Source organism: Stenotrophomonas sp. CS3K5 (genome assembly GCF_059515225.1).
The window spans coordinates 279,666-293,874 of record NZ_JCAKRX010000002.1; the positions used below are offsets into that span (position 1 = coordinate 279,666).

Genomic DNA, 14,209 nt, shown 5'->3' on the forward strand with positions numbered 1-14,209 from the left:
GCCTCAGAAATCCATCGTGGCCGAGAGCAGCACCGTTCTCGGCGCACCCAGTGCCAGGCTCGACAGCAACGGCATGCCCCAGTACGCCTTGTTGGCCACGTTGTTCACCGTGGCACGCAGCGCAAACGGCCGGCCCGCCAGCGTCGTGCTGTAGCGCGCGCCCACATCGAACAGCGTGCGGCCCGGCACCGACAGGCGGTTGTCGGCACTGATGTACTGCTTGGACATGGCCGTCGCATTCCCGGTCAGGGTCAGCCCCTGCAGCACCGGCACATCCCATTCCACGCCCAGCTTGGCCTGGCGCTGGGCCACGGCAGTGGCGATGCGGCCCTCATTCACGCCGCCGGCGGTACGGGTCAGCTTCGGTTGCACATAGGCCAGGCCACCCATCATGCGCACGCCGTCCAGCGGTGAACCGAAGAAGCCCCATTCCAGGCCACGGTTACGTTGCTCGCCACCAAACGAGAAGATGTTGGTGACCGGGTCGGTGTAGCTGCTCGGACGCTTGATTTCGTACACGCTGAAGGTGTGCGCGAAACTGCCCTGGTCCAGCTTCAGGCCCAGCTCCTTCTGCTTGGTGCGGAAGGGTGCGAACACATCGCCGGCGTTGGCCGCGGTCATCGGTGCGGTGGCGCCCTGGCTGAGGCCTTCGATGTAGTTGGTGTAGACCGAGACGTTCTCGCTGGCTTTCACCAGCAACGCGGTCGCCGGGGTGGTGGCGCTCTGGTCATAGCGCGAGGTGCGCGCACCGGTGGCCACGTTGAAGGTCTCGCTGAGTACCTGCTGGCGACGCACGCCCAGCGTCAGCTGCACGCGCTCATCGGCGAAGGACAGGGTATCGGCGACGCCGAGGCTGTCCAGGCGCAGCTCGGTGTGCGAGATGTGCGGCGCGATGAACGGCGCGGCCGGCCCCCACACCGGGTGGTAGAGGTGGGTGGTCCAGTCCCAGCCCGGCACGCTGCGGCGGCCATAGTCGTTCTGGGTGTGCTGGTAGTGGGTCACATTGGCGGCCCACTGGTGGCCGACGCTGCCGGTACGGAACGTGCCGCGCAGGCCGGCATCACCGGACTGCTTGCGGATATCGAACGCCAGCTGGCCGATCACTGTGCTGAAATCGCCGGCCGGGTTGAGCACCTGTGCGCTGATCGAGCCGTTGTAGCGGTAGTCGGTCCTGCTGGTGCCATAGGCCAGGTAGGCCATCAGGCTGTCATTCATGTCCAGCTCGCCGCGCAGCATCGCGCCCTTGTCCCGGCTGTCCACGTACGCCCAGTCCGGGTTGATCAGGGTATCGCCGCGCGGCGGGCGCGGAATCGCCACCCCCGGGGCCAGACCGACCCCGCGCGCCGGGCCGTCAACGCGGTCGTCGGCGCTGTACAGATCGGCCGACAGGCGCGCACGGCTGCCGCGCCAGTCCAGTGCCAGCGACCCCAGCTGCACCTTCTTGCGCTGCTTGCCGACGGCGCCGTCGCCATCACGCCAGGCGCCGTTGAAGCGGATGCCGAACTGCCTGTCGGTGCCCAGCCGGCGGCCGAGGTCCACATGGGTGCCGAACTGCGCATCGGAGGCGAAGTTGGCACTGACCCGCAGCAGCGGCTGCTCGCCGGCACGCTTGGGCACCAGGTTCACCGCGCCGCCCACCGAGCCGCCCGGCGGCATGCCGTTGAGCAACGCCGACGGGCCCTTGAGCACCTCGATGCGCTCGAACATTTCCGGCGAGGTGCGGTAGAACGGCGCCATGCCGCTGAGACCGTTGAAGGTGGTGTCGCTGGTACTGGAGGCGAAGCCACGGATGGCGTAGTTCTCGCTCCACGAGCCGGTGACGCCGTTGCTGAACACCGTGGGGTCGGTGGCGGCGATGACCTCGGTGATGTCCCGGGCCTGACGGTCGCGGATGAACGCTTCGGTATAGCTGACCGTGCTGAACGGTGTGTCCATGAAGTCCTTGTCACCGAGCAGGCCGACACGGCCGCCGCCGGCCACCTGTCCGCCCGCGTAGTCGCTGGTGACCCGCCGCTGTTCCTGCACCTGCACCGAGGGCAGGGTGGACGGTGCCGATTCGGCAGATTCAGCAGATTCGGCCAACGCGGCGAACGGGGCCAGCAGGCCCAGCGCGAGGGCCGAAACGCGATGGCGCTGGTCCGCGCGCGGCGGAGGTGTCGGCAGCCGCGCAGCGGCCATGGCCGGACGGACGGGCGAAGCGGGTAGATCAAACACGGTCATGCCAGGTTCCTGTAGATCGCAGGCGCGAACGCGCCTGGCGCGCTGCCATCGGCAAGCACGGGGAGAGGGCGCAGCGCACGGTTGTTGGCTGGGTGGGGACCTGGCGGGAGATGAGCCAGCGGCTCGATTCGGGTGTGGGCCACGGTGACGAGCCGGGCGCACTTCCATTTAGTTGAGTAAAGTAAACTAAATCACAGGAAGCGGACAAGAGGGTCCCTTTGCTGTCACCCTGCCAACGCTATGAGTACGCAACCCGACCCCGCACTGCCGCCCCGTGGCCGGCCGCCCACCATCACCCCCGAGCGTCTGGCCGACATCGGCATCCGCCTGGGGCTGCCCGGCCTGACCATGGCCACCGTTGCCGCCGAACTGGCGGTGAGCCAGGCCGCGCTGTACAAGCGCGTGGCCAATCTGGAGGCGTTGAAACGGCTGGTGGCCGATGCCGTGTTCCAGCGCTGGCAGATCCCGCGCGCATCGCGTGATGCCGCGGGCGGACTGCAGGGCTACCTGCTGACGTTTGTGGCGTCGCTGTGCGAGCTGGTGAAGGCGCATCCCGGGCTGCCGCCGTATCTGCTGCGGCGTTCGGTGGCGACCACGCCGATGCTGGAAAAGATCGCCGCCCACCAGGTGCATGTGGCCGAGGTGTACGGGCTGCCGATCGACAAGGCGCGCTGGTTGTTGGCGACCCTGGCGTTCCACTGCATCGCTGGTGCCGACACCATCTACGCGATCGCCGACGATGAGGATGGCCAGGTCATCACCGAGTTCAGGCAGGGTCTGCGTGCGCTGGTGATCGGGTCGTTGCAGGTCTTGAAAGAGGACGGCGCGGACCGATCGCCGTGACCCCATCCACGCATGGCGTGGATCTACAATGCGGCCATGCCTGCCACGCCCACCCTCGATGACCTGCGCCGCTTCGCTGTGGCGCGCACCCTGTTCGCACCCACCACGCTGATGGCGGCGATCCGGCGGCTCGGCTTCGTACAGGCCGACCCGATCCGCGCCCCGGCGCGTGCGCAGGACCTGACCCTGCGACACCGGGTGAAGGACTACCGCGCGGGAGATCTGGAGCGGCGCTACGCGCGCCTGCCGGTGGAAGAAGACTGCCTGGTCAACTACGGTTTCCTGCCGCGTGAGCATCTGGCGCTGATGCATCCGCGCGTGTCCCGGCGCGTGTGGGATGCGCAGACCCGGCGCCGTGCAGCCGATGTGCTGGCCTTTGTGCGCGAACGCGGCAGTGTGCACCCGCGTGAAGTCGATCAGGCCTTCGCGCATGGCCGGGTGACCAACTACTGGGGTGGCACCAGCAATGCCAGCACCCAGTTGCTTGACGGCATGCATTACCGCGGACTGTTGCGCGTGCAGCGCCGCGACAGTGGCACGCGCATCTACACGTTGGCCGAACACGCCGAGGCCGATGCCAGCGAGGCTGCGCAGATCGAGCGCGCGGCGGCGCTGGTCAACCTGGTGGTGCGCAAGTACGCGCCTCTGCCGTCGGCCAGCCTGACCTATCTGGTGCGCCTGCTGGGCTATGGCGCACCACATCTGGCCGAGCAGACCCGGCACGCGCTGAAACTGGCCAGGCAGCAACTTGCCAGTTGCACGCTGGACGGCACCACGTGGTACTGGCCGGCGGATGAGAATCCACGCTCCCGCCGCCACGCGCCGGACGAGCAGGTGCGCCTGCTGGCACCGTTCGATCCGGTGGTGTGGGATCGCCGCCGCTTCGAGCAGTTGTGGGGCTGGGTCTACCGGTTCGAGGCGTACACGCCTGCACCCAAGCGCCAGTACGGCTACTACGCCCTGCCGCTGTTGTGGCACGACCAGGTGGTGGGCTGGGCCAATCTCAGCGTGCGCGACGGCGAGCTGGCCTCGAGCGTGGGCTATGCCGGGCGATCGCTGGCGCGCGATCGGGTGTTTGGCCAGGCGTTGCAGGACGAGCTGGAGCGGATGCGCGTGTTCCTGGAGGCGGCCGGGCGCTAGCACCGGCGGCAGGGGAGGCGGCGTTCAGTGCCCGGAATCGGGCGCCTGCGCCGGACGCATCTGCTGGCGGATGCGGGCGCGTGTCCGGTACAGCTGGGTATCTGCGCGATGGATGGTCTCGGCCAAAGCCTCACCCGGGCGGTGCTCGGCGCTGCCCATCGAGAACTGCGTGGGTGCGGCGGCGGCATGCTGCCGGTACCAGCCTTCCAGCGCGGCCAGGCGCGCGGGCGGGGCATCCAGCACGACCAGGAACTCATCGCCGCCCAGCCGCACCACGACTTCGCGTTCGGCCAGCGGCCGGCGCAGGAAGGTGGCGAACTCCACCAGCACCGCGTCGCCGCGCCGATGCCCCTGCAGATCGTTGATCTGCTTGAAATGGTCCAGGTCGAACAGCAGGCAGGCCCAGTTCGCGTCAACCAGGGCCTCGAGCCGATGCAGGTAGCGGCGGTTGTGGCAGTGGGTCAGCGGGTCGCGCTGGGACAGCTCGCGCAGGATGCGCTCCTGTTGGCGCAGCGCAGTGACGTCCTGCGCATGCCCGAGCACATAGGGCGGATCGGCCTCTTCGTCGAGCACATTGTGGTAGGCCCAGTAGCGGCGATGGCCATCGGCGCCGATCAGCTCGATCACGCCCGAATCGGTGTGCGCCGCGGCGATGCGTGCCAGGTAGGCGTCGAACGCGTCGCGGCGATCTGCGGGCATCAGCGCGCCGAGGCTGCGCCCGACCATCTGGCTCTCCTCGAAACCCAGCGACTGCACGGCCGCCGGGTTCACCGAGGTCAGCGTGCCGTCCAGGGTATGCGTGCAGATCAGGCCCAGGCTGTAATGGAACAGGCGCCGATAGCGTGTTTCGCTGGCTTCCAGCGCATCCAGCACGGCGCGCTCGTCGGTGATGTCCTGGATCGCGCCGACCAGGCGTGTGTGGCCATCGACCTGCTGCCGCCCGCCCACCACGCGCACCCAGATGTCGCGATGGTCGGCGGTGGTCATCGGTACCTGTATTTCCCAGGGTGTGCCTTCGTCTATGCAGCGCTGCACCGCGCTCTGCATGATGCTGCGGCTGTCGGCGCGATAGAACGACAATGCCGATTCCAGTGTGGGCTGGTAATTGCCGCGGACGCCGTGGATATGCTTGGTTTCGCGGGTCCAGCGCACCACGTTGCTGTGCAGGTCCAGCTCCCAGCCCCCCACGCGCGCGGCGCGGTTGGTGCGCTCGAGGAAATCCTCGCTGCGCTTGAGTTCGCGATGCAGTGCCTTGGCCTGGCCGACCTGTGCCAGCAGTGCGCTGCGCTGTTCCAGCACCTGGGTGGTGACCCGCGCCAGGTGCACCATCAGTTCGCGCTGCGAGGGTGACAGCACGCCGGGCATCGGGTCGAGCAGGCACAGGGTGCCGATGCGGGCGCCGTAGGCCGAGCCGAGCGCGATGCCAACGTAGTGGCGGATGCACGGGCCGCCGGTGACCAGCGGATTGCTGGAGAAGCGGGGGTCCTGGCGCGTATCGGCGACTTCGAACAGGGTGTCCTGCTCGATGGCATGGGTACAGAACGAGATGTCGCGCGAGGTCTCGCTGACACCTTCCAGGCCGATGTTGGCCTTGAACCACTGGCGCTGCTCGGCGACCACCGAGATCAGCCCCATGGTCATTCCGGTGGCGGAACGGGCCGCTGCGACGATGGCGTCGAACACCGGCTCCGGCGGCGTATCCAGAAGGCTCAGTCGGTCGATTTCAAGCAGTCGGTCGGCTTCGTCCATGGTGCGTGACAGGGCAGGGGCGTGGGCGGGAGGCTGCGACGGCACCGGCGATGCTAGCGCCCCCGGAGTTATCTAGTGCCAAGCACGGGTGATGCCAGTGTGAGGCGAGGGCGGTCTTTGGTCCGCGCGCATCGCCTCGATCAGAAGCCGATCACCACATCGTTGAGCGGCAGCTGCTGCCGGCGTGGCTGCGGCGACGGGCTGTTCCAGGCTGGCCCTTGCCCGAACAGCTGCGCCTCCGATTCCGGACCGAAGTACTGGAAACGATCGAAGACATAGGGAATCCCCTCCGAGCCCTCGAAGTGCACGCTGTTGCTCAGCTGGAAATGCAGGTGCGGAGCCGCCGAGTTACCCGATTGGCCGAGTTCGGCCAGGGCCTGCCCGCGCTGCACCGCTTGCCCGAGCCTGACCTTGATGCTGCCCTTGCGCAGATGGGCATAGCTGGCGAACACGCCGGGCGCGATTTCCAGTACCACGTAGTTGCCGAACAGGCCGGCTGCGGTAAGCGATGTGGGCTCCGGCTGCGCGGTGAGCGGTGCATGCTCCGTTTCGCCATCGCGGGCATCGCGCACTACGCCGTGGGCCACCGCAATGACCGGTGCCGCGTAGCCGACCCAGTCCTGGTGGCGGGTGTGCTGCAGGCGCTCGGCGGCGGCGTGCACCGCGCGGCCCTGTGCGTCCACCCCCACCAGATCGAGCGCGAACCGCTGCGGGATGGTCAGCGCACCGTTCACCGCCACCAGGCTGCCCCAGTGATGCGACTGCGCCGCCCCGGGGCCTTCGTGCGCGAGCCAGCGCCCTCCCTTCAGTGGAGGGCCCAGCTGCGGCGGTGACTGCGCAGCGACGGTCACCGCAGCGCCGTCGAGGGAGACGGTGGCGCCCTTGTCCGTGGTGAAATCGATGTGGTGGCTGAGAACGTGCGGAAGCGGTGCATCGGCCGGCAGGCTCAGCCAGATGAACAGGGTCAGGCGCTTGCCGGCAGCGATCGACAACGGTGCGCCTTCTGCGGCGGCCGGACGCGCCCATGCTGACAATGCCGCAGCATCCAGCTGCAGCAACGGCGATGCGGAGGTGTCTGCACGCACCTCCAGTCCCTGCGGTGCCAGCGCGCCGGTATCCCCGTAGAAGTTGCTGATGTGCAGTTCATAGGCCAGGTGGCGCGCGCCGTCGCTGCCGGTGAACGGCGAGGGGGCGAACGGTACGCGCGCCTCAACCGGGGCCAGCGCCGGCGCCGCAGCGGCCGCGCCGGCGCCAGACAGGACGGGCAGCAGCAGGGCGGCATGCAGTGCGCAGGCAATGCCGGCCGGAAACAGATGCAGCCTGCGCAACATGTCAGCGCCCCGTCGGGTTCAGATACAGGCGCGCCCCGTCCGATTCGCGGGCGCCGGACCAGCGCCCCCCACCGGAGGCACGGAATCGGCCCAGCACGGTGTTGTTGGTATCGGTCAGCAGCAGCTGGTTGCCCGACAGCAGCCAGCGGTTGGCCGAGAAGAAGCCGTCCGGGCAGCCGGCGGGCACGTAGGCGCTGTAGCCGCCAAACCACTCGTTGTTCTTCAGTTCGATGGTGCAGCTGCTGCCGTTTTCCTGGCCCAGCGTCCAGCGGCCGAACAGATCGCCGTCGCGTACATCGCGTTCATTGCGGCGGTGCTCATGCCCCCAGTCGTCACTCCGGTCGTGGAAACCGACCTCGACATCCATGCCGCTGCTTTCGCTGCGTGACTCGGTATGTGAGCTGCCCTGTGTGGTGGTCTGGGTGGTCATCGCACCACTGTTGCCGGCGGCGGAGACGTCAGTGCTCTGGGTCTGGGTGCTGCTGGTCTGTGTAGTCTGGTCGGTGCGGGTGGTCTGTTTGCCCACGCCGAACGAGGCGTCCTGGGCCAGGGCGGGCAGTGCCAGACAGCACAGTGCGGACAGGCAGGTACGGGCAAGCACGGCAGCCATCGCCGGATCCTCGGGCGGGAGTCCGGGCGAGTATCCGGCCGGCGGGGCGGGAGAACGCGTGATGGTACATCGATGCGTTCCGAGCCACCGTGGTCGCCGCTCTCAATCGGCCATCACCCAGCCGATGGCATCGGCCAGCAGGGCGCGCACCCTGGTTGGCGGTAGGTCCGGATCGCGCACTGCGCGCATCGCCAGGCCCTCCACCAGCACACGCAGCAGCAGGGTGCGGCCGGCGATCCGTTCCTCGTCGATGGACTTGCCCAGGCGCTGGTCGCCGATGCACCGCAGGCCGTCGCGCCCCAGGCTACTGCCGCCAACGTGAAGCCCGTGGCCGCCGACGATGATGACCCACTTCCCCGATTTTCTCGGCGAGGCCGATGTGCAGAGGCTGGGCCACAGCCAACCGCCGCCCAGGCAGGTGTTCCAGGGCATCGCCGCACAGCAGGATGGCGCGGTGACGTTCCATTGCATGGCCGACACGGACCGCACCGGCATCATTGCCGGCCTGCTGCTGGACCTGGCCGGCGTGCCGAAGGCAGGTGCCGGACAGTGCCGGCACCTGCCGTACGCCATCATGGCTGCTGCGGTGCCACAAGAATGGACGCATCCAGCACCGGGAATGTCTGCGGCGCCTGGCCGGACGACGCAACCAGACGGATCTCCAGCGTCCTCGCCCCGCCAGCGGCGGCGTTGAGTGCCTGTAGTGCCCCCAGTTTCTGCGGCAACGGCACCGCAAACGTGGTGGGATGACTGTGGTCCATGCCGGGCATGCTTGGGCCAAAGAACGATACGGTGCCCGCGTAGTAGGGGCTGTCGGCCGCTACCGAGGTGGTGCCTGCGGGCGCGTTGATCAGCACGTCGAACTCGCGGGTGTTGTTCAACCCGCGTGGTCGTTCCAGCGTCACCTCGGCGATCAGCTGACGTGGCCCTGCCGATGCCAGGTGCGCGCGCACCGCCTCATCGGGGATGGCCACGCGCACCGCGCCGTCGGAACGCGTGCCGCGCACCAGCCGCACCGCACCGGCGGCGGCCGGTTGCGCGGCGGTCTTCAGCAGGGCGTTGCGGCCCGGGTAGATGTAGTCGTAGTCGAAGGCCGTGGTGGAGAAGAACGCACTGGCCGGACGCTCGCCGACGAAGCCCCCCTGCGCGTTGACGAAGAAGCGGAACGGCTCGTTCATGAACTGGCGCCGCTGCTCGACGTCCACCGGCATGATCGGCTTGCCTCGCTGGTACTGCAGCTGCGTCCACACATCCCACAGGCGGTCCATGTTGGCGTGGTGCAGGTAGAAGATCGGATCCAGCGGCGACAGGAAGTTGGTCATGTTGCCGTACGGGCCGGGATCGACCGCGCCGACACCGCCGATGCAGTTGTGCACCTTGTTGTGCGGGAAGCCTTCGAGCACCGAGAATTTCGTGGCGCCATCCGGTTGCACCACGTGTGAGGCCGTGCGCGAACTGGTGAAGCTGCGGCTGACATCGGCGTTGTAGAACTCCACCGGCGACAGCCCGGCATGGAGGGTGTCGGGTGAAACCGCCGAGCGCGTCTTGTCGTCGAAGCCGGGGTTTTCCCGCCACAGATAGCGCGCGCCGCAGGTGATCGCGTAGGCCGCGTTGCCGGAGATGCCGGTCTTCTCGGTGGCGCTGTAGCCGGTCACATCGTTCCAGACATCGTCTGCGGTGAGATAGCCGCGCAGCTTGAGTTGTCCGCGCTGCCCGGCATCGAGCGAATCCCAGTAACGCTGCAGCGCCGGCCGCATGAAGCGGGTGAACACCGCCAGGTTGCGCGTGTAGGGGGCATAGGCGCTGTCAGTAGGCGACAGCACCCCATCGAACATCGCCGGCGGAATGCGCGGCAGCTCGGTCCAGTCCCAGTAGGGCATCGCGAACTGCGGATCACCACTGAGCGTGCGGATGGTCTGCTCGAAGTAGCCCACATAGCCACGGTGCCAGACGTAGAACCACCAGTTGCCGTGCGGGCAGTCCATCAGGTGCACGAAGGCATTGCGGAACCAGTTGCGCGGATCATTCGCCGGCAGTTTCAGCATGGCCTCGATGCCGCGCGCGTAGCTTTTCAGCATGCCCTGGCCTTCGGGGCTGGTGACGCTGTAGCGGTGGTAGCGAGCCTGCACGGCCTTGTCGGCCGGCGCGGCGCCGCTAGCCCAGGCCCCGGGTGCGATCAGTGACGCCAGTGACGCACTGGCGGTGCTGGCAAGAAAATTACGACGTGTGTAGCGCATGGCCTTCCCCCTGGTGATTGGTTGAACCGCGTTGGGTTACAAATCACTGGCAGGGCCGGCGGCAGCTGGGCGGCCGGCCCGACGGGGCCATCCAGCCCCGCCGCTTCCACCGGCTGGCGCAGTGATGGCCGGGGTGGAAGCGGCGGTAGTATAGGCATGCGCCTTCGCGACGATCTGCGAAGCAAGCCACAGACAGCGGCGCGCGCACCGCGCCGCGGCTGAAGCTGTTCACCGTCGTCGTCGGGGCGTCTTCGGATCTCAGCCAGGCACGGCCTGGCTCTACGGCTCCGGTTTCACGCGGACCACGCGCCGTCGATACTCGTACACGTTGTCGCCGTCGATGCGCGTGGCTTCAGTGCCCCGCACCTGGCCCACCTTCTGGTTGGAGCCGGTGACCGGTTTGGCCTTGACCTCGGTCTCGTGCTCGAAGGCGTGCGATTTGTCGGTATTGCGGTAGTAGCGGTACAGCGCCCAGTACAGCGCGGTTGCGCCGGCCGGGCCTGCCGCCAACAGCCAGAGGCCACTGTCGTCGCTCATGAGGTTGCCATCAGGATTGCAATTGCGAGGGTTTCGATGACGGTGCCGGCGGCCAGTGCCGCCAGCAGCATCTTCCATTGCTGCACCGGCACGCTGCCCATGGTTTCGCCGGTGCGGCCGTTCACTGCGATGTAGTGCAGCATGCCGCCATTGCGGCCAGGCTGGTGGTAGGAGTAAAGCCAGACCGGCAGGTACATCGATACCCAGCGGGTGCCGTGGACTTCCAGCTGCTCCTGCTCCCAGCGCACGCCGCGGTTGTAGCCGCGTACCGACGCTTCCACCTGCGAGCGCGCGATCGACAGCAGCTGGTCCTCCAGCCGCGGACGCAGTTTCTCCACGTCCACGTTGCGCTTCTCCGAGGTGAAGCCGGCCAGGTAGGAGGCGTTCCACTTCACCGCGTTCTTGGTGTCGAACGGCAGGATGGTGTTGATGATGTTGTTGGTGTTGGCGCTGACATCCAGGTTGCCGCGCTCGGCCGAGGATTCCATCTGCAGATCGTCGACGGTGAAATCGACCTGGCGCTCGATCTGGTAGACATCGGCGTCATACACGGTGCGCTTGTTCTTGTCGTTGCCCACTTCGTAGCGGCGGGTCTGGATCTCGCCCTTGCCGGCCACCGCTGCGCTGACATTGCTGTCGACAATCATGTAGGGCAGGTACACGCCCACCACGTTTTCCGGGGTGAACTGCTGCTTGAAGGCCTTCAGCGCGAACAGCCGGCGCTTGTCCACGAACTGGCGGATGCGCGCCACCGCATCGTCCTTGCTGATATGGAAGGGCAGCACGGCATCGGGCACGGCACCGTTGGCGATCTGCTCGTTGACGCCGAACACATGCCGGCACCAATGGCAGCGTGCGGTCATGGTGCTTTCGGTGTTGACCGTCACCTCGGCACCACAGCCGCTGCACTTGAAGGTCATCAGCGCTGAGGTGTCGGTATCGATGTCACGCGCACCGGAGGCGATGACGGTGCCGCGCAGCTGGTCGATGTCCTCGCCCAGCCCGAATGCCTCTTCCACCCGCTCGCCCTGCCATTGGTGACGGCAGTACAGGCAGATGAGGATGTCGGTGCCGGGCTTGGGCCGGATGTCGGTGGCGCCGCACTTGGGACAGCGGTTGAGGCCGTCCTTCAGTTCGCGGGCCGAGGTATCGATGGCCAGCGGGTCGGGCGCTTCCACTTCATCGCGGATCGCCTGTGGCAGTTTCGAGGTATCCAGCGGAAAGCTGCCGGGCAGGGGAGGTACGTCCTGCGGCGAACCCGGGCCATCGAGCGACGCCGCCGGCAGCGGCGGCGGTGTCGCAGGCGCGGATCCGGGCAGCGGCGGTGGGCCGTTTCGGGAATCGGACATGATCGTCGTGCGTCCTGCCGGTTACAGGCCCAGTGCCTTGGCCTTCAGCGCGTCGTAGTCGCTCTGGGTGATCAGGCCCAGATCCAGCATCTCCTTGGCCTTCTTCAGCTTGGCCACCGGGTCATCGGCGGCCGGCGTCACCGGCTGCTGCATGCCGCCCACGCCGAACATGCCCGAGGCCATGCCGACGCCCACCAGGCCCGCCGCGCCACCGTTCTCGCCGGCCGACTGGATGCCCTGGGCTACGCTGGCCTGCAGGTTGGAATTGCCGCGCGAACCGGACAGCGCATCGGCGCGCTGCACGGTCTTCAGCAGTTCGCGGGTGTTGGCGTCGTACTCGATGGAGACGATCGCGGTCTTGACGATGGCCAGGCCGCGGTCGGACTTCCACTGGTAGCCCTGTTCCACCGCGGCCGACAGGCTCTGCGCGAAGCCCAGCGAATCCTGCTGCAGCTTGGTGATGCGGTTGCCCTTGCCGGGATCGTTGGTATACAGGCTGAACGCCGGCGCCAGCGAACCGACCACTTCATTGAACAGCTGGCTGGCCGCCGCATTGTCCAGGTCGGTGAAGTCGAACACCTGGCCCGGCCGCAGGTAGCTGGCCGGTACGAAGTTCTTCACGAACAGGATCGGGTCAACGATCTTCAGCGTGTACGAACCGCGCGTGACCGCGCCGACCTGGGTGTTGAGGAAACCGTCGTCCCAATAGATTTCCGACTGGGTGCCGAAGCGGTTGTCCGGTAGTTCCTTCAGCGACACGAAATAGGCGGCCTGCTGCGAGCCCGGCTGGCCACCGAACTTGAAGCGTTCCCAGCTCTGCTTGATGAAGGTGCTGACCAGGCCGTCACCGGCGAAGATCGACTGCGAATTCAGATCGTCCGAGCGCCACTCGTAGCCGCCGGGTTCGGCAACGAACGCGGTAATGGCACCGTCCTGGAACAGCAGCAGGCCATAGCCCTCCGGCACAATGATCTTCGAGCCGTTGCTGATGATGTTGGACGAGCCGCTGGTGTTGGAGCCCCGGCCGCCATTGGTACCCTGGGCCACCGCGGCGAACAGTGCGGCGGTGGACGGCAGCCCCGTCGGCACGGTGTAGAAGTCCTTCCACTGGTCGGCCAGCACGCCGCCGACTGCACCCTTCACTGCCTGCACCAGACCCATGATCCGCTCCCTGAGATTCGTAGGCAGGCACCATGCCTGCCAAGCTGGACCGAATATAGCAGCGGGCGCCGACCGCTGTGGTGCCGGAAGATGAACCCGGGCCAGCGCGGGTCAGTGCCGGTCGGTGCCGGCCCGTCCGGCACGGATGGCCAGCAGTACGGCGGCCATGTCCAACTCACCAAGACCCATCTGCTGGGCACGGGCGAACAGCGCGTCGCTGTCCTCGATCAGCGCGGCGTGCATGCCGGCCTCGCGCGCCGCACCGGCCACCAGTCCGCTGTTCTTCAGTACATCGGTGATCGATGCCTGCACCTGGAAATCGTCGCGGATCATCTTGTCCAGCTTGATCCGCGACACGTCGCTGGCCATCGGGCCGGCATTGAGCACCTCGGCGAAGCGCTCCAGCGCGATGCCGTGCTTTTCGGCGAAGTGCACTGCCTCGGCCAGCCCGGTGACCAGCGTGATGAGGTACAGGTTCACCGCCAGCTTCATGCGCAGCGCCGACGGAACAGGGCCGCAGGCGACGCATTGCCGGCCCAGTGGCGCCAGCAGGGCTGTGGCCTGCTCGATATCGGTCGGTGCCCCGGCCAGAAGGATGACCAGCTGTGCGGCCTCGGCCTGCACGCGCGATCCGGACACCGGCGCCTCCACGTAGCGCCCGCCCGCACCGCGTACCTGTTCGCACAGGGCCTGTGAAAACGCGGCGGAACTGGTGCCCATGTTGATCAGCAGGCGGCCCTGCACGCGTTGGCGGAAGGCCGCGCCGTGACGGTCCAGCACGCTGTCGATGGCCTCGTCATGGGCCAGCATCAGGATCAGGGTGTCGCACGCCGCGAACACCTCGTCGAGCGATGCGCACACCGCGATGCCCGCCGCCTGTGCAGCAGGATAGGTACGCCCGGAGCGCGACCAGCCCAGCACGGCGGTGCCTGCGCGCGCCAGGTGACCCGCCATCGGCGTTCCCATCACGCCAAGGCCGATGAATCCAACAGGCATGACAGACTCCGGATCATGGCAGGGCGCCCATCATGC

11 protein-coding genes and 1 pseudogene are annotated in these 14,209 nt (G+C 67.5%); 3 read left to right on the forward strand and 9 right to left on the reverse strand.

Going from position 1 to position 14,209, the window contains the following annotated elements; all coding sequences use genetic code 11:
* Nucleotides 1-3 precede the first annotated feature (3 nt).
* Nucleotides 4-2,178 carry a TonB-dependent receptor gene (locus tag AC5YGJ_RS03830; protein WP_496185941.1) on the reverse strand — a complete coding sequence of 725 codons (2,175 nt, stop codon included), beginning with the start codon at nt 2,176-2,178 and terminating at the stop codon, nt 4-6.
* A gap of 282 nt (nt 2,179-2,460) precedes the next feature.
* Between AC5YGJ_RS03830 and AC5YGJ_RS03835 the strand changes: the two genes are divergently transcribed.
* Nucleotides 2,461-3,063 carry a TetR/AcrR family transcriptional regulator gene (locus AC5YGJ_RS03835; RefSeq protein ID WP_496185780.1) on the forward strand — a complete coding sequence of 201 codons (603 nt, stop codon included), beginning with the start codon at nt 2,461-2,463 and terminating at the stop codon, nt 3,061-3,063.
* 12 nt (nt 3,064-3,075) lie between these two features.
* Entirely contained in the window at nt 3,076-4,203 is a 1,128-nt protein-coding gene (locus AC5YGJ_RS03840) for a DNA glycosylase AlkZ-like family protein (RefSeq protein ID WP_249843921.1), read from the forward strand.
* Between the two features lie 24 nt (nt 4,204-4,227).
* On the opposite strand, the gene AC5YGJ_RS03845 is transcribed toward AC5YGJ_RS03840, so the two are convergent.
* The 3 genes from AC5YGJ_RS03845 to AC5YGJ_RS03855 all read right to left on the reverse strand — a co-directional run bounded on the left by AC5YGJ_RS03845 (nt 4,228) and on the right by AC5YGJ_RS03855 (nt 7,893).
* A complete protein-coding gene (locus AC5YGJ_RS03845; protein WP_496185781.1) occupies nt 4,228-5,952 on the reverse strand; it encodes a sensor domain-containing diguanylate cyclase in 1,725 nt (574 codons plus the stop codon).
* 140 nt (nt 5,953-6,092) lie between these two features.
* On the reverse strand, nt 6,093-7,283 hold the full coding sequence (locus AC5YGJ_RS03850; RefSeq protein ID WP_496185782.1) for a M23 family metallopeptidase: 1,191 nt from the start codon (nt 7,281-7,283) through the stop codon (nt 6,093-6,095).
* 1 nt (nt 7,284) lies between these two features.
* Complete coding sequence (locus AC5YGJ_RS03855; RefSeq protein WP_496185783.1) at nt 7,285-7,893, reverse strand: AprI/Inh family metalloprotease inhibitor; 609 nt, start codon at nt 7,891-7,893, stop codon at nt 7,285-7,287.
* A gap of 343 nt (nt 7,894-8,236) precedes the next feature.
* Between AC5YGJ_RS03855 and AC5YGJ_RS03860 the strand changes: the two are divergent.
* A pseudogene (locus AC5YGJ_RS03860) lies at nt 8,237-8,368 on the forward strand (tyrosine-protein phosphatase); the annotation flags it as partial.
* Nucleotides 8,369-8,465: 97 nt separating this feature from the next.
* Here the strand turns inward: AC5YGJ_RS03860 and AC5YGJ_RS03865 are convergent.
* From AC5YGJ_RS03865 to AC5YGJ_RS03885, 5 genes are all read right to left on the reverse strand, one after another.
* Complete coding sequence (locus AC5YGJ_RS03865; protein WP_496185784.1) at nt 8,466-10,130, reverse strand: tyrosinase family protein; 1,665 nt, start codon at nt 10,128-10,130, stop codon at nt 8,466-8,468.
* 279 nt (nt 10,131-10,409) lie between these two features.
* Nucleotides 10,410-10,667, reverse strand: coding sequence for a hypothetical protein (locus tag AC5YGJ_RS03870; protein ID WP_249843927.1), 258 nt, complete (start codon nt 10,665-10,667; stop codon nt 10,410-10,412).
* Nucleotides 10,664-12,016 carry a TFIIB-type zinc ribbon-containing protein gene (locus AC5YGJ_RS03875; protein ID WP_496185785.1) on the reverse strand — a complete coding sequence of 451 codons (1,353 nt, stop codon included), beginning with the start codon at nt 12,014-12,016 and terminating at the stop codon, nt 10,664-10,666. Before AC5YGJ_RS03875 ends, AC5YGJ_RS03870 begins: the two co-directional genes overlap by 4 nt.
* Nucleotides 12,017-12,037: 21 nt before the next feature.
* Nucleotides 12,038-13,177, reverse strand: coding sequence for an SPFH domain-containing protein (locus AC5YGJ_RS03880; protein ID WP_249843929.1), 1,140 nt, complete (start codon nt 13,175-13,177; stop codon nt 12,038-12,040).
* A gap of 111 nt (nt 13,178-13,288) precedes the next feature.
* Nucleotides 13,289-14,173, reverse strand: a complete 885-nt coding sequence (locus tag AC5YGJ_RS03885) for an NAD(P)-dependent oxidoreductase (protein ID WP_496185786.1) — start codon at nt 14,171-14,173, stop codon at nt 13,289-13,291.
* Nucleotides 14,174-14,209: the final 36 nt, after the last annotated feature.